Raw genomic sequence first — 14,569 nt, forward strand, 5'->3', positions numbered from 1 at the left:
GGGGGCTTTCCGCCCCCTCCCCTCCGGACCGCCCCCGAGGATATTTCTGCCAGTATGAAAGGGGGAAGGGCGGGGGTTGCCGACGGGCGGTGATTGGCGGATCATCGGGCAAAGGAGTCGTCCCATGCCCGTCAAGAACCGATTTGCCGAACTGCTGCCCGAGATCACGGCCTGGCGCCGGGATTTTCACACCCATCCGGAGCTGATGTTCGATGTGCAGCGCACGGCCGGCAAGGTGGCGGATCTGTGCCGCAGTTTCGGCTGTGACGAGGTGGTCGAGGGTATCGGGCGCACCGGCGTCGTGGCGGTGATCAAGGGGCGCAACTCCGGCTCGGGCCGGGTGATCGGCTTGCGCGCCGACATGGATGCCCTGCCGATCCTGGAGAAGACCGGTCTCGCCTATGCCTCTGCCACGCCTGGGAAAATGCATGCCTGCGGCCATGACGGCCATACCGCCATGCTGCTCGGGGCAGCGCGCTATCTGGCCGAGACGCGGAATTTCGACGGCACTGCCGTCTGCATCTTTCAACCCGCCGAAGAGGGTGGCGGCGGCGGGCGCGAGATGGTGGCCGAGGGCATGATGGAGCGTTTCGGCATCCAGGAAGTCTACGGCATGCACAACATGCCGGGCATTCCGGTCGGCACCTTCGCTCTGCGTGAGGGGGCGATGATGGCTGCCGCCGACCAGTTCGACATCGTGATCACCGGGAAGGGTGGTCATGCGGCGAACCCGCATAACGGCGTCGATCCGGTCGTCGTCGCCTCGCACATCATCCTGGCCCTGCAGACCATCGCCAGCCGTAATGTCGACCCGCTGAAACAGGTCGTCGTCTCGGTCTGCGTGGTGGAGACCGACAGCCCGGCGCATAACGTGATCCCGACGACGGTGAAGCTGAAGGGCACCGTGCGGACCATGGATCACGGCGTGCAGGACCTGGTCGAAAAGCGCATCGGCGAGATTGCCGAGGGCACGGCCCTGGCCCTCGGCGCGCGGGCGGATGTCGATTACCAGCGCGGCTATCCGGTGACGATCAACGCCAGCCTGAACACCGGTTTTGCCGCCCAGGTGGCCGAAAGCATCTCGCCCTCGGTCGTCACCAATGTGGCGCCTTTGATGGCGGCGGAGGACTTCAGCTACATGCTCCAGTCCCGCCCCGGCGCCTATATCTTCCTCGGCAATGGCGACACCGCGAGCCTGCATCATGCCGCCTATAACTTCGACGACGATGCCATTCCCTTCGGGTCGAGCTGGTATGCCGGGATGATCGAGGCGCGGATGCCGGTGTGACGGCCAAGGTCCTGCGGGCGCTGGATTAATCCGGAGGCGGAAGGGGGAGGCGCTTGTCTTGCTGGCGTCTTTCTTCCGTCTTCCTTCCGTCTCTACGCGCGGGGCGGAGAGGGCGTGTTAACCATGATTTGGGGAATCGGCCTGGAGGGCACGGCGTTTGATAAAGTCAGCCCGGAAAGGGTCGAAATGAAGGATAGGCTTGAGGCAGGACATGGGTGGGCTCTTGTCATCCTGAGCCTCGTTCAGGTCATCGTCCTGACGTTCATCAATGCTTACTTCGCTGCGATGCTCAGCGAGAATGTCGATTACATTGTAAACTCCGCCGGGAATGTGTCCTGCACCGCTCTGGCCCCGATTTCCCTGCTCGGCCCGGTGCTTCCCTTCGTCTTTCTGGCGCTTGGCGGCGTGGCGGCGGTTCAGATGAGCCTCGGCAAGGGGTACTCCGCGACGGTGATCCTTTGCCTCCTGAGCATCGGACACATGGCGCTCATTGGCGCCTTGTTCGTTTTGGCCGAGACCTCTTGCAGCTTGAGCGGACAAGGCACACTCCGTTCGGAAGACTACGGTCCTCTCGGGTTCGCTGCTTTTTTCATAGCACTGGCGCTGCCCCAGCTGCCAGTCCAGGTGCGTCGGTTGTGGCGGTCGTGATTTGTGAAGGTCGGGCTCGTACCCTGGCCCTCACCCCCCGGTATGGCTCATGTGCCGTGACACCTGACCCGCCACCTTCGCGCGGGAATAGTCGAAGTCATGGCCCTTGGGCTTGCGCAGGATGGCGCTGCGGATGGCGGCCTCGAGGCCCGCGTCGTCGGCACTCGCCCGCAGGGGCGCACGCAGGTCGGCCATGTCTTCCTGGCCGAGGCACATGTAAAGCTCGCCCGTGCAGGTCAGCCGCACGCGGTTGCAGCTTTCGCAGAAGTTATGGGTCAGGGGGGTGATCAGGCCGATCTTCTGGCCGGTCTCCTCCAGCCGCAGATAGCGGGCGGGGCCGCCGGTCTTCTCGGCCAGTTCGGTCAGGGTGTAGCGGCTGGCAAGGCGGGCCTGCAGGTCCTTGAGGCTCCAGTACTGGTCGGCGCGCTCGACCGTGCCCATGTCGCCCATCGGCATGACCTCGATGAAGGTCAGGTCGTGGCCATCGCGGGCGCACCATTCGGCCATCGAAAACAGCTCGTCCTCGTTGAAGCCCTTCAGGGCGACGGCGTTGATCTTGACCTTGAGGCCGGCCTCCTTGGCCGCGGCGATGCCGTCGAGCACCTGGGCCAGGCGGCCCCAACGGGTGATCTCGGCGAATTTCTTGTCGTCCAGCGTATCGACCGAGACATTGATCCGCTTCACCCCGCAATCGGCCAGGGCTTGCGCATATTTGCGCAGCTGCGAGCCGTTGGTGGTGACGGTCAGCTCCTTCAGCCCAGCCCCAAGCTTCAGCCCCATCGCCTCGAAAAACGACATGATGCCCTTGCGGACCAAGGGTTCCCCCCCGGTGATGCGCAACTTTTCCACCCCCATCCGGATGAAGGCGGAACAGACCCGCTCCAGCTCCTCAAGGCTCAGAAGCTCGGCCTTGGGCAGGAAGGTCATGTGTTCGGTCATGCAATAGGCGCAGCGAAAATCGCAGCGATCCGTCACAGAGACGCGCAGGTAGGAAATCGCGCGGGCGAAGGGGTCGATCAGGGGCACGGTCATCAGGTGAAGATAGGCGGAAACCCCGGCCAGTAAAAGCCCAGCCCCTTCATCCAGACAGAAATATCCCACTGGGGGCGGCGGGGGGCGTGAGCCGCCCCCGCCTCGGGGGGTGCGGGGGGTGGAAACCCCCCGCTTCCTCCTCAGAAACTCCGCGTCGGCCGGTCGAAGACCTTGCGCCCCATCAGCGAGCCGACCAGATCCACCATCAGCTTGGCCGTCTTGCCGCGCTCATCCAGGAACGGATTGAGCTCGACCAGATCCAGCGAGGTCACAAGACGCGACTCATGCAGCAGTTCCATCACCAGATGCGCCTCGCGGAAGGTGGTGCCGCCGGGAACGGTGGTGCCGACCGCGGGGGCGATCGACGGGTCGAGGAAATCGACATCGAGCGAGACATGCAGCATGCCGCCCGCCGCCTTCACCGTCTCGAGGAACTCGCGCAAGGGCGCCACGATGCCGCGTTCGTCCAGCACCCGCATGTCGTTGATCGCGATGTCATGGGTCAGAAGAGCCGCATGTTCGGCCGGGTCGACCGAACGGATGCCGTAAAGGCAGATCCGTTCCGCCGGGATCACGCCGGGGAAGGGCGGGAAGGCGTCAAAACCCTCGCGCCCGGCGATATAGGCGACCGGGGTGCCATGCAGGTTGCCCGAGGTCGTGGTCAGGGGCGTGTGGAAATCCGAATGGGCATCCAGCCACAAAAGGAACAGCGGCCGCCCGACCGCAGCCGCATGTTCCGCCGCCCCCGAGACCGAGCCGAGCGCCAGCGAATGGTCGCCGCCCATCACGATGGGCAGGGTGCCCGCCTCCAGCGCCCTGACGACGGCAGAGGCCAGCACCTCGGTCCAGCCGAGGATCTCTGGCAGGGAATGCACCACCGGATTGGCGCAGAGCGCGGGCTTCAGCGCGGGCAGGGTCACATCGCCCCAATCCTCGACCCCATGGCCGAGGTCGCCGATGGCCTGGGCGATCCCGGCCACCCGATAGGCCGCAGGCCCCATCACGCAGCCGGCGCGGCGTTGGCCCGCATCGATCGGCGCCCCGATCAGTGTGGTCCGGGTCAGAGTGGGTGTGGCCATGTGATCCTCCATTTTGCCGCACTATCCCGGCAAGTCGCGCCCCGGTCCATGGCAATTCTGCGCGAAATCCGCCCCGCGCCTCGGCAAAATGCCCAAAACGCCGATCACATCACGCGGCGCACTGCCGCAGGCGGGGCGGGGCCTTGCCGCAGGCCATTGGATCGGCGCGCAATACTGCCTATGATCGCCGCAACAAGAGGAGAGGCCGATGATCGTAGAGCTTGGACATTTTGCCCTGATCCTGGCCTTTGTCGTGGCCTGTCTTCAGGCCGTGCTGCCGCTGATCGGGGCCGAGCGGCGCGATCCGGTGCTGATGGCGCTGGCCGGACCCGCCGCCACCGCGCAATTCCTGCTGATCGCGGTCAGCTTCGGCGCCCTGACCTATGCTTTCGTCACCGATGATTTCAGCCTGAAGCTGGTGGTCGACAATTCGCATACGCTGAAGCCGATGCTGTACAAGGTGGCCGGGGTCTGGGGCAACCACGAGGGCTCGCTGCTGCTTTGGGTGCTGGCGCTCAGCCTTTACGGCGCCTGTGCCCAGTGGTTCGGCGGAAATCTCCCGGTGCGGCTGAAGGCGCGGGTCCTGGCGGTGCAGGGGGCGATCGCGGTGGCCTTTCTGGCCTTCATGCTCTGGACCTCCAACCCCTTCCTGCGGCTGGCTTTTCCGCCGATGAACGGGCATGACATGAACCCCTTGCTGCAGGACCCGGGCCTGGCCTTCCACCCGCCCTTCCTCTACCTCGGCTATGTCGGCCTTTCGATGGCCTTCGCCTTCGCCGTCGCCGCCCTGATCGAGGGCCGTGTCGATGCCGCCTGGGGCCGTTGGGTCAGGCCCTGGACCCTCGCCGCCTGGTTGTTTTTGACCATCGGCATCACGATGGGTTCGCTCTGGGCCTATTATGAACTCGGCTGGGGCGGGTTCTGGTTCTGGGACCCGGTGGAGAATGCCTCCTTCATGCCCTGGCTGATCGCGACGGCGCTCCTTCATTCCGCCATCGTGGTGGAAAAGCGCGAGAGTCTGAAGGCCTGGACCATGCTGCTGGCGATCCTCGCCTTCGGCTTTTCGCTGATCGGCACCTTCATCGTGCGGTCGGGGGTCATCACCTCGGTCCATGCCTTTGCCAGTGATCCGACGCGGGGGATGTTCGTGCTGGCGATCCTTGCGGTCTTTGTCGGCGGGGCGCTGACCCTCTTCGCGCTGCGCGCCGGGGCGCTGGAATCGCGCGGGGTCTTTGCGATGGTCAGCCGGGAAAGCGGGCTGGTCGTGAACAACCTTCTGCTGACGGTGGCCTGTTTCGTGGTCTTCATCGGCACGATCTGGCCCCTGGTGGCCGAGATCCTGTGGGGTCGCGCCCTTTCGGTCGGGGCGCCTTTCTTCAACGCGGCCTTCATGCCCTTCGTGTTGGGCCTCGCGGTGATCCTGCCGGTGGGCGCGGTCCTGCCCTGGAAACGGGCGGAGCTCTCGCGGGCCTTGAAGCCCTTTGCCGGGGCGCTGGCGCTGGCGGTGGCTGCGGCGCTGCTGGCCTATGCACTGACCTCGGGGCGCTCTCCCCTCGGGCCTTTGGGGGTGGCGCTGGCGGTCTGGCTGGTGGCGGGGGCGGCGATCGACCTTTGGCAGCGCGCCGGACGTGGGGCTTTCGGCAACCGGATGGGCCGGCTGACCCGGCTGCCGCGCGCCGATTGGGGCCGCGCCCTGGCCCATGCCGGCTTTGGCGTGGTGATCTTCGGCGTGGTGGCCCTGACCTCCTGGGCGGTCGAGGATATCCGTGTGCTGAAAGTCGGCGAGAGCTATCCGCTCGGGCCCTATGAGGTGCAGCTGAAGGACATCCGCGACGAACCCGGCCCGAACTACACCGCCCGTGTGGCCGAGATGGTGGTGCGCAAGGGCGGCGCCGAGGTCGCGGTGATGCATCCGGCCAAGCGCACCTATCCGGTGGCCGGCATGGCCACGACCGAGGCCGCGATCCGCCCCGGCGTCTTTGGCGACATCTACCTCGTGGTGGGCGACCCGCAGGATGGCGGCGGCTATGCGGTGCGCTCCTACCTCAAACCCTTTGCCGACTGGCTCTGGCTCGGCGGGCTGATGATGGCGGCGGGCGGGGTGATGAGCCTGACCGACCGGCGTTACCGCCTGGCCGCAGGGGCACGCCGCCCGGTGGGAGTGCCCGCGGAATGAGGCGCCTTGGACTGGCCCTTGCCCTTGCGCTGCTCGCTGCCCCCGCCTTCGCGGTCCGCCCCGACGAGATGCTGCCCGATGCGAGCCAGGAGGCCCGGGCGCGCGCGCTGAGCCAGGGGCTGCGCTGCCTCGTCTGCCGCAACGAGAGCATCGACGATTCCGATGCCGATCTGGCGCATGACCTGCGGGTCCTGCTGCGCGACCGGATCAAGGCCGGGGATAGCGATGAACAGGCTGTGGCCTATATCGTCGCCCGCTATGGCGAGTTCGTGCTGTTGAAGCCCACGACCTCGGGCGCGAACCTGATCCTGTGGCTGGCAGGACCAGCGGCCTTGCTGGGTGGTGCTGTGCTGGCCTTCGTCGTCACCCGCAGGCGCGCTTCGGCGCCGGAGGCTGCGGGGTTGAGCGAGGCGGACAAGGCAAGGGTGGCGGAACTGTTGAAGGAGTAGGCGGGGGGCTTCCGCCCCCCGCACCCCCTGACCCAAGGGGGCCGTTGGCCCCTTGGGAAACCCCAAAAAGACGCAGGGGGAGCCGCGGCTCCCCCTCGCTTCGCCGTTTCTTCGCCCTTCGGGCAAACGGCTCGCACCCCAGCGGATATTTGCGTCGGGTGAATCAGGCGCCGCGCGACAGGGCGGCCACGCCAGTGCGGGCGATTTCGCGCAGGCCGAGCGGGCGCATCAGGTCGGCGAAGGCGTCGATCTTTTCCGGGGTGCCGGTCATCTCGAAGACGAAGCTTTCCAGCGTGGAGTCGACCACATTGGCGCGGAAGATCTCGGCCAGGCGCAGCGCCTCGATCCGGGCCTCGCCCTTGCCCGCGACCTTGAAAAGGGCCAGCTCGCGCTGCACGCTCGGGCCCTCGGCGGTCAGGTCATGGACCTCATGCACCACGACCATCCGTTCCAGCTGCGCCTTGATCTGGGCAATGACGGCAGGGGTGCCGCGCGTCACCACGGTGATCCGGCTCAGGTGCCCCTCATGGTCCACCTCGGCCACAGTCAGGCTTTCGATGTTGTAACCGCGGCCCGAGAAGAGCCCGATCACCCGCGCCAGCACGCCGCTTTCGTTGGCGACGACGACGGCGAGCGTATGGCTCTCGATGATCTCGCCATTGGGATCGCGCAGATCATAGGCCGAATGGCTCGACGAGCCGCGTTTGATGTTGAGAGCGTTCATCTCTTCGCCTCTTTCATTGGTCCATAAATATCCCGGGGGTGCGGGGGCTGGCCCCCGCTCCGCCAGATCACACCAGCACCGCGCCGCCGGCCTTGATGGCGCCCTTGGTGTCGGCATCGCCCAGCAGCATCTCGTTATGCGGCTTGCCCGAGGGGATCATCGGGAAACAGTTCTCGTGCTTTTCCACCCGGCAGTCGAAGATGAAGGGGCCGTCGTAGCGGATCATCTCCATGATCGCGTCGTCGAGATCGGCGGGGTCGGAGATCTGGATGCCCTTGCAGCCGAAAGCCTCGGCCAGTTTCACGAAATCCGGCAGGCTTTCCGACCAGCTGTGCGAATAGCGCTCGCCATGCAGCAATTCCTGCCATTGGCGCACCATGCCGAGGCGTTCGTTGTTCAGGATGAACTGCTTGACCGGGGCGCGGAACTGCATCGCGGTGCCCATTTCCTGCATGTTCATCAGCCAGGAGGCCTCACCCGCCACGTTGATCACCAAGGAATCCGGATGCGCCACTTGCACGCCGATGCTTGCCGGCAGGCCGTAGCCCATGGTGCCGAGGCCACCGGAGGTCATCCAGCGGTGCGGCTCCTCAAACCCGAGGAACTGCGCCGCCCACATCTGGTGCTGGCCGACCTCGGTCGTGATGTAGCGGTCCATGCCCTTGGTCAGCGCCTCCAGCCGTTCCAGCGCATATTGCGGCTTGATCGTCTTGGTCGAGGGTTTGTAGGACAGGCTCTTGACAGCGCGCCATTGCTGGATCTGGCTCCACCATTTCGGCAGGGCGGCGCGGTTGGTCTTGGACCCGCGGGCCCGCCACTGGCGCAGCACCTCCTCCAGCACCGAGGCCACGTCGCCCACGATGCCGACATCGACATGCACCACCTTGTTGATCGAGGAGGGGTCGATGTCGATATGCGCCTTCTTCGAATGCGGGCTGAAATCCTTCAGCCGCCCGGTGATCCGGTCGTCGAAGCGGGCGCCGATGTTGATCATCAGGTCGCAGCCATGCATGGCGAGGTTGGCCTCGTAAAGCCCGTGCATCCCCAGCATCCCGAGCCAGTTCTTCCCCGAGGCCGGATAGGCGCCGAGGCCCATCAGCGTCGAGGTGATCGGGAAATCGGTCTCGGCCACCAGCTCGCGCAGGAGGGTCGAGGCCTTGCGGCCGGAGTTGATCACGCCGCCGCCGGTGTAGAAGATCGGCTTCTCGGCCGTCTCCATCATCTCGACCAGACGGGCGATCAGCGCCTCGTCGCCGCGCACGCGGGGCTGGTAATGCGAGATCTTGCTTTCCTCGCGCGGCAGATAGGTGCCGGTGGCGAATTGCACGTCCTTGGGGATGTCCACGAGCACTGGGCCGGGGCGGCCGTGGGTGGCGACATGGAAGGCCTGGTGGATCGTCTCGGCCAGCTTGTCGGTGTCCTTGACCAGCCAGTTCATCTTGGTGCAGGGCCGGGTGATGCCGACGGTATCGGCCTCCTGGAAGCCATCGGTGCCGATCATGAAGGTCGGCACCTGGCCCGAAAGCACGATGATCGGGATCGAATCCATCAGCGCATCGGTCAGCCCGGTCACCGCATTGGTGGCCCCGGGGCCAGAGGTCACCAAGGCCACGCCGGGCTTGCCGGTCGAGCGGGCATAGCCCTCGGCCATATGGACCGCGCCCTGTTCATGGCGCACCAGGATGTGCTTGATGTCGTTCTGCTGGAAAATCTCGTCATAGATCGGAAGAACGGCCCCACCGGGGTAGCCAAAGACCACCTCGACGCCCTGATCCTTGAGCGCCTGCACCACCATCTTCGCACCGGTCATCTGCCGCATCGTCTTATCCTCTTTGGTCAACAAAAAGCCCCCGGGAGTCTTCGCGGGGGCGCATGGATACCTGATCAGGTTGCCGTTACCGGCCCATACGCCAACACCATACTTCTACAAGTGAGAGAACCATGTCCCGCCTCGTTTCCCGTCATTCCGTCTGGAGCGGGACACTATGAGCGGGCCAAGGGGGCGTCAACCGCAAATCGTACAGAATTATGTCGCGGTGGCGTGAATTTTTGTACTTATATTGCGAGTTTCCGGGTCTGCTGCGCAACTAGTGCAAAAATGACCGGGCAGGGGCGGCGCTGCGACCCGGGATTCGGCGGAATCTGGCTCAATGTAAATATCTGTAACATGAAGTCTTGAACGGGGCAGGGACCGGGGCCATCTTGGTCAATGTGAAAGGCATTCACATCGAAGCCGCACCCCGACGCAACCTTCGACCCGCAACCCGCAGCAACTCAAGGAGAGATCTGCCGATGTACAGCCAGCCTCATTCCCCTCCCGCTTCCGGCGGGCCGGGTGGCATCCTTACCATGGCGCGCAATGTGCAGGCCTGGCTTGACGCGCGTGGGCGCGGGGCCTGGATTGCGGCCGTCATCCTCGCCTTCATCTTTGTCTGGCCGATTGGCCTTGGCCTTCTGGCCTATATGATCTGGAGCAAACGCATGTTCAATCGTTCCTGCGGCGAGGGCCGCGACACCCGTGACGGCCGTGACGGTCGGGGCCCCTGGGCCAGCCATTTCGGCAGCCAGTGGGGCAGCCGCTGCGGCCATCGCCACATGGGGGGCTTCCGCTCCTCGGGCAATTCGGCCTTCGACGCCTACAAGGAAGAGACCCTGCGCCGCCTGCAAGAGGAACAGGAAGCCTTCCAGTCCTTCCTGCAGCGCCTGCGCGAGGCCAAGGACAAGACCGAGTTCGACGCCTTCATGGAAGACCGCGCCCGCAGTGCGCGTCCGACGCCCTCGGCCCCTTCGACCGATGTCGATCCTTCCGGCCCGACCCGCGACGGAAACTTCTGATCCGCGCGTACTACTTCTGCAGCCCCGGGTCCGGGGCTGCGGATGCAAGACGTTCCGCCTCTCTTCTGAAGGGAAACCCCGATGTACGCTGATCACCCCCAGACGATCCATGTGATCCCTGAGGACCGTCTGTTTGCCGATGTGGCGCCGCGGCGCGCCATTGCCTGGCTGATCGACACCGTGATGATTGCCGCGATCACGGCGGTGCTGATCCCGCTGACCGGGTTCCTGGCACTGTTCTTTCTGGGCGGGCTGTATCTGGTGGTGAGCTTTCTCTACCGCTGGATGGGCATGGCGCGCGCCTCGGCGACCTTCGGGATGCGGATGGTCGGCCTGACCTTCCGCGACCGGATGGGCTATCCGATCGACGGCGGCACGGCCTTTCTGCACACGCTGTTCTACACGCTGTCGGTCGCCTTCGTCTTTCCGCAGGTGATCTCGGTCCTGATGATGGCCTTCACCCGGGCGCATCAGGGTCTGTCGGATGTCGTGCTGGGCACCGCCCTGGTCAATCGAAGCGCCTTTCGCTGAAGGGCGCCTGTCCGGCGCGATCCTGTCACAATATCCTTACACAAGGCTCTTGGCGGCAGGCGCGGGCCTTGCTAACCTCCCGGCATTCCTCACCCGAAGGCCATCATGCGCCACACCTTGCCGATCGCCCCGCAGTTCTATGTGACGGCCCCGCAACCATGCCCCTATCTGGAGGGGCGGATGGAGCGCAAGCTGTTCACGGCCCTGCAGGGCGAACATGCGCAGCGGCTGAATGACTCGCTGTCCAAGCAGGGCTTCCGCCGCTCGCAGAACGTGCTCTATCGGCCGTCCTGCGCAGAATGCTCGGCCTGCCTGTCGGCGCGGATCCGGGTGGCGGATTTCGAACCCTCGCGCACACACAAGCGGGTCCTGAAGGCGGCCAGCCACCTGCGCCGGAATGCGACCAGCCCCTGGGCGACCGAGGATCAGTTCGCCCTCTTCCGCCGCTATCTGGACGAGCGCCACGCCGATGGCGGCATGGCCGACATGGATGTCTTCGAATTCTCCGCGATGATCGAAGAGACCCCGATCAAGAGCCGGGTGATCGAATACACCCGTCCCGCCGGCCCGGGCGAGCGGGGGCGCCCGCTGGCCTGCGTCAGCCTCACGGATGTCTTCGATGACGGGCTGTCGATGGTCTACAGCTTCTACGACCCCGACCTGCAGCATCTGAGCCTTGGCACTTTCGCCATCCTCGACCATATCGCCATCGCGCGCGAGGCGGGGCTGCCCTATGTCTACCTCGGCTACTGGGTGCCGGGCAGCCGCAAGATGGGCTACAAGGCGAATTTCTCGGCGCTGGAGATCTACAAATCCGGGCAATGGGTGCCGATCGGCGACCCGGCCGCCCATGTGGCCGAACTTCACCCGCTGTCGGTAGAACCGATCGCCGAACAGGTCGCCAGGATCGCGCTGCCCGAAGCACGCGGGCTCTGAGTGCGGCTTTCCGCCTTCTCGCTGCTGGTGCCGGATTATGACGCGGGCATCGCCTTCTTTTGCCACGGCCTCGGCTTCACCCTGACTGAAGACATAGATCAGGGCCGCAAACGCTGGGTCACCGTCACCCCGCCCGAGGGCGGCATCCGCCTCGTCCTCGCCCGCGCCGAGGATGACGCGCAACGCGCCGCCTTGGGCAACCAGGCCGGCGGCCGCGTCTGGCTTTTCCTGCAATCGGATGATTTCGCCACCGACCACGCCCGCATCCGCGCCGCCGGCGGCATCTTCGAGGAAGACCCCCGCCACGAACCCTATGGCACCGTCGCCGTCTGGCGCGACCCTTTCGGCAACCGCTGGGACCTAATCCAACCCAAAAGCTGACGGCCCGCCTTCCCCTTTCATTGGTCCATAAATATCCCACGGGGGGTGCGGGGGGTGTGAAACCCCCCGCTTCCGACGGCGGGGTGCGGGGGGTGTGACCCCCCCCCCGCTTCTACGCCTGTGCCAAGCGCGCCGCCGCCATCCTGGCCGCCATCCGCAAAGCCGCCACCGTGCTGTCCGGCCGCGCGATCCCCTTGCCCGCAATGTCGAACCCGGTGCCATGGTCGGGCGAGGTGCGGATGAAGGGCAGGCCGAGGGTGACATTCACCCCGCCATCGAAATCCAGCGTCTTGATCGGGATCAGCGCCTGGTCGTGATACATGCAGATCGCGGCGTCATAGCCCGCGCGGGCGCGGGCGTGGAACATCGTGTCGGCCGAAAGGGGCCCGCGCAGGTCCAGCCCCTCGGCGCGCAGGCGGGTCAGGAGGGGGGCGATCATCTCGACCTCCTCGCAGCCCATCGCCCCGCCTTCGCCGGCATGGGGGTTCAGCCCTGCGATGGCCAGACGCGGCTGCGCGATGCCGAAATCGCGGCGCAGCCCCGCCTCGGTCAGGCGGATCACTTCCTCCAGCAGGGAAGGCGTCAGGCTGCGCGGCACGTCGGACAGGGGGATGTGGATGGTGGCGGGCACCACGCGCAGGACCTCCGAGGCGAGCATCATCACCACCGGCACGCCGCCCGCCAGATGGGCGAGAAATTCGGTATGGCCGGGAAAGCCAAAGCCCGCGCCATCCTTCAGCGCCTTCTTGTGGATCGGCAGGGTGCAGACGGCGGCGGCCTCGCCGGCCTGAACCAGCGCCACGGCGCGGGCGATCACCTCGATCACGCCCCTGGCATTCTCGGGGCTGGGGCTGCCGGGAATGGCGGGGCCGGCAAAGGCATGGCGCAGGACCGGCAGCAGACCGGGCGCGACCGAGGCCGCCTCGACCGGGCTGGAGATCTCGGCAAAGAGGGTGCCTTCGGGCAGGTGGCGCGGGTCGCCGATCCAGAAGAAGGGCAGGTCGGGCAGGGCGGCACGGGCCAGGACCGCGATTTCGGCCCCGATGCCCGCAGGCTCGCCACAGGTGAGGGCGACCGGCGCGCCGGGCGCTGCGTTGTGCCAGCGCATCTGGGTCTTGCCCGTTGGTCCGGCCTTGCCCGTCATGTCCGCCACCTCAGTTCTCGGTGATGATGGCGCCGGAACGCAGCTCCTCCAGATAGGCGGCGGCAAGCAGGCCGATCTTCTGGCTGAGCAGGGTGGCGCGCACATCATCCCGGGCGAGGGATTGCACCGGCAACCGGCTGCACAGCATCAGAAGCGCCGGGGTTCCGGCCGGTCCGGTCACGACGGTGCTTTCGCCGGCGTCGAGCGCGGCGAGCGCGCCGCGCAGGCCGGCGGGCACGGCGCCCTCGGCCACGGTCTGGCGCTGCAGCGCGGTCGCGGGCAGACCACGCGCGGTGACGTACAGCCCGTCACAGCCCGAGAGGCTGGCCTGCAACCGGCCAAGGTCGGTGCCCGACGGCGGCTGATACAGCGCATAATCGACCTGCATCGCGCCCTTGCCATTGCTGGCCTCGCCGGCATCGCGCAGGAAATAGAAGGTCAGCGCACCTTCCTGGCGCACCGGTTTCGACATCTCGCCGGGCTTGAGGCCCGACAGCGCCGAAGCCACCGTCGGGGGCAGGTCGCTGGCGCTCATCCAGCCGATCGAGCCGCCGGAACTGGCCGATCCGACCTTGGAGTAAAGCTGCGCCATGGCGGCGAAGTCCTTGGCGGATTTGACCTTCTTGACGATGCGTTCCGAGACGAGGCCCAGATCCATCTTGCCATCATCCGGCACGACGATTTCCGACAGCAGCAGGCGGCGCCCGGTGCCCGGCATCTTCGGCGATCCGGTGGCGAGGGCGCGGTCGATCTCGGCCTCGCTCACCGACACGCGGCCGACGAACTTGGTCCGCACGGCAGAGCGCCAGAGAATCCCGGCGGTGATGAAATCGCGGAAGGTCTGCGGCGAGATGCCCGCCTCGCCCAGGGTCTGCAGGAACTGCTCGGTGGTCAGCTTGCCGCGTGCGGCGAACTCGGCCATGCCTTGTGAGATCTCGTTGGGGCCGACGCTGGCACCAAGCGACTTTGCCGCCGCCGTCTCCAGCCGTTCCGAGATCAGGCTTTCACGCGCGGTGGCGACAAGATCGCCCTGCTGGTTCAAGAGCTGCAGGAAAAGCAGCCGCTGGCGCAGCTCGAAGGGGGTGATGACGCTGCCGTTCACCGTGATGGCGGGGGTGATCGTGCCGACCGGTTCGGAGGGGGCGACCGGGGCCTGCGGGGCCATCGCCGCGTCAGGCGCCTGCGAGAGGTCCTGGGTCTGGTACTGGTCCTGTGCCAGGGCCGTGCCCGGCCCGAAGGCCGCGCCAAGGACCGGCAGAACCAGTGCCGCCGACAGGGACATGTTCCGCGCCAGTTTCAGCACCACCCGCCGCTCGATCCCCCAACCTGCCATCCGCTTCATCCGC

At 66.2% G+C, this 14,569-nt stretch carries 14 protein-coding genes; 8 read left to right on the forward strand and 6 right to left on the reverse strand.

The window, feature by feature from the left end; translation table 11 throughout:
* Positions 1 to 124: 124 nt before the first annotated feature.
* Entirely contained in the window at positions 125 to 1,288 is a 1,164-nt protein-coding gene (locus AC1DZT_RS22735; protein ID WP_478008938.1) for a M20 aminoacylase family protein, read from the forward strand.
* Between the two features lie 114 nt (positions 1,289 to 1,402).
* Positions 1,403 to 1,936 carry a hypothetical protein gene (locus AC1DZT_RS22740; RefSeq protein ID WP_478008939.1) on the forward strand — a complete coding sequence of 178 codons (534 nt, stop codon included), beginning with the start codon at positions 1,403 to 1,405 and terminating at the stop codon, positions 1,934 to 1,936.
* Positions 1,937 to 1,966: 30 nt separating this feature from the next.
* Here the strand turns inward: AC1DZT_RS22740 and moaA are convergent, their stop codons facing one another.
* The gene (moaA, locus tag AC1DZT_RS22745) at positions 1,967 to 2,968 is read right to left on the reverse strand and encodes a GTP 3',8-cyclase MoaA (protein WP_478009022.1); all 1,002 of its coding nucleotides are present in this window, start codon (positions 2,966 to 2,968) and stop codon (positions 1,967 to 1,969) included.
* Between the two features lie 140 nt (positions 2,969 to 3,108).
* Entirely contained in the window at positions 3,109 to 4,047 is a 939-nt protein-coding gene (gene rocF / locus AC1DZT_RS22750) for an arginase (protein WP_478008940.1), read from the reverse strand.
* A gap of 208 nt (positions 4,048 to 4,255) precedes the next feature.
* On the opposite strand from rocF, the gene AC1DZT_RS22755 reads away from it, so the two are divergent.
* Together AC1DZT_RS22755 and AC1DZT_RS22760 are read left to right on the forward strand one after the other, a co-directional pair.
* Positions 4,256 to 6,223: a heme lyase CcmF/NrfE family subunit gene (locus AC1DZT_RS22755; RefSeq protein ID WP_478008941.1), complete on the forward strand. Its 1,968-nt coding sequence runs from the start codon at positions 4,256 to 4,258 to the stop codon at positions 6,221 to 6,223.
* On the forward strand, positions 6,220 to 6,672 hold the full coding sequence (locus AC1DZT_RS22760) for a cytochrome c-type biogenesis protein (RefSeq protein WP_478008942.1): 453 nt from the start codon (positions 6,220 to 6,222) through the stop codon (positions 6,670 to 6,672). Before AC1DZT_RS22755 ends, AC1DZT_RS22760 begins: the two co-directional genes overlap by 4 nt.
* Before the next feature lie 163 nt (positions 6,673 to 6,835).
* Here AC1DZT_RS22760 and ilvN read toward each other — a convergent pair whose 3' ends face one another.
* The gene (ilvN, locus tag AC1DZT_RS22765; RefSeq protein ID WP_478001998.1) at positions 6,836 to 7,396 is read right to left on the reverse strand and encodes an acetolactate synthase small subunit; all 561 of its coding nucleotides are present in this window, start codon (positions 7,394 to 7,396) and stop codon (positions 6,836 to 6,838) included.
* Between the two features lie 67 nt (positions 7,397 to 7,463).
* Complete coding sequence (locus tag AC1DZT_RS22770) at positions 7,464 to 9,236, reverse strand: acetolactate synthase 3 large subunit (RefSeq protein ID WP_478008943.1); 1,773 nt, start codon at positions 9,234 to 9,236, stop codon at positions 7,464 to 7,466.
* 452 nt (positions 9,237 to 9,688) lie between these two features.
* Between AC1DZT_RS22770 and AC1DZT_RS22775 the strand changes: the two genes are divergently transcribed.
* The 4 genes from AC1DZT_RS22775 (at position 9,689) to AC1DZT_RS22790 (ending at position 12,079) form a co-directional block, all read left to right on the forward strand.
* A complete protein-coding gene (locus AC1DZT_RS22775) occupies positions 9,689 to 10,231 on the forward strand; it encodes a DUF2852 domain-containing protein (protein WP_478008944.1) in 543 nt (180 codons plus the stop codon).
* 81 nt (positions 10,232 to 10,312) lie between these two features.
* On the forward strand, positions 10,313 to 10,762 hold the full coding sequence (locus AC1DZT_RS22780; RefSeq protein WP_478008945.1) for an RDD family protein: 450 nt from the start codon (positions 10,313 to 10,315) through the stop codon (positions 10,760 to 10,762).
* Between the two features lie 105 nt (positions 10,763 to 10,867).
* Positions 10,868 to 11,698 (forward strand): arginyltransferase, encoded by an 831-nt coding sequence (locus tag AC1DZT_RS22785; RefSeq protein WP_478008946.1) that lies wholly within the window; start codon positions 10,868 to 10,870, stop codon positions 11,696 to 11,698.
* Complete coding sequence (locus AC1DZT_RS22790; protein ID WP_478008947.1) at positions 11,699 to 12,079, forward strand: VOC family protein; 381 nt, start codon at positions 11,699 to 11,701, stop codon at positions 12,077 to 12,079.
* Between the two features lie 112 nt (positions 12,080 to 12,191).
* Here the strand turns inward: AC1DZT_RS22790 and pdxA are convergent, their stop codons facing one another.
* Complete coding sequence (pdxA, locus tag AC1DZT_RS22795) at positions 12,192 to 13,187, reverse strand: 4-hydroxythreonine-4-phosphate dehydrogenase PdxA (RefSeq protein ID WP_478009023.1); 996 nt, start codon at positions 13,185 to 13,187, stop codon at positions 12,192 to 12,194.
* A gap of 46 nt (positions 13,188 to 13,233) precedes the next feature.
* Positions 13,234 to 14,565 carry a peptidylprolyl isomerase gene (locus tag AC1DZT_RS22800; protein WP_478008948.1) on the reverse strand — a complete coding sequence of 444 codons (1,332 nt, stop codon included), beginning with the start codon at positions 14,563 to 14,565 and terminating at the stop codon, positions 13,234 to 13,236.
* Between the last annotated feature and the right edge of the window lie 4 nt (positions 14,566 to 14,569).

Source organism: Rhodobacter sp. P1_C2, assembly GCF_056406375.1.

Bases quoted from the DNA above. Each gene is read 5' to 3' on its own strand.
- AC1DZT_RS22735 (WP_478008938.1), top strand. From the start codon at position 125: ATGCCCGTCAAGAACCGATTTGCCGAACTGCTGCCCGAGATCACGGCC.
- moaA (WP_478009022.1), bottom strand. From the start codon at position 2,968: ATGACCGTGCCCCTGATCGACCCCTTCGCCCGCGCGATTTCCTACCTG.
- rocF (WP_478008940.1), bottom strand. From the start codon at position 4,047: ATGGCCACACCCACTCTGACCCGGACCACACTGATCGGGGCGCCGATC.
- AC1DZT_RS22755 (WP_478008941.1), top strand. From the start codon at position 4,256: ATGATCGTAGAGCTTGGACATTTTGCCCTGATCCTGGCCTTTGTCGTG.
- AC1DZT_RS22760 (WP_478008942.1), top strand. From the start codon at position 6,220: ATGAGGCGCCTTGGACTGGCCCTTGCCCTTGCGCTGCTCGCTGCCCCC.
- ilvN (WP_478001998.1), bottom strand. From the start codon at position 7,396: ATGAACGCTCTCAACATCAAACGCGGCTCGTCGAGCCATTCGGCCTAT.
- AC1DZT_RS22775 (WP_478008944.1), top strand. From the start codon at position 9,689: ATGTACAGCCAGCCTCATTCCCCTCCCGCTTCCGGCGGGCCGGGTGGC.
- AC1DZT_RS22780 (WP_478008945.1), top strand. From the start codon at position 10,313: ATGTACGCTGATCACCCCCAGACGATCCATGTGATCCCTGAGGACCGT.
- AC1DZT_RS22785 (WP_478008946.1), top strand. From the start codon at position 10,868: ATGCGCCACACCTTGCCGATCGCCCCGCAGTTCTATGTGACGGCCCCG.
- pdxA (WP_478009023.1), bottom strand. From the start codon at position 13,187: ATGCGCTGGCACAACGCAGCGCCCGGCGCGCCGGTCGCCCTCACCTGT.
- AC1DZT_RS22800 (WP_478008948.1), bottom strand. From the start codon at position 14,565: ATGAAGCGGATGGCAGGTTGGGGGATCGAGCGGCGGGTGGTGCTGAAA.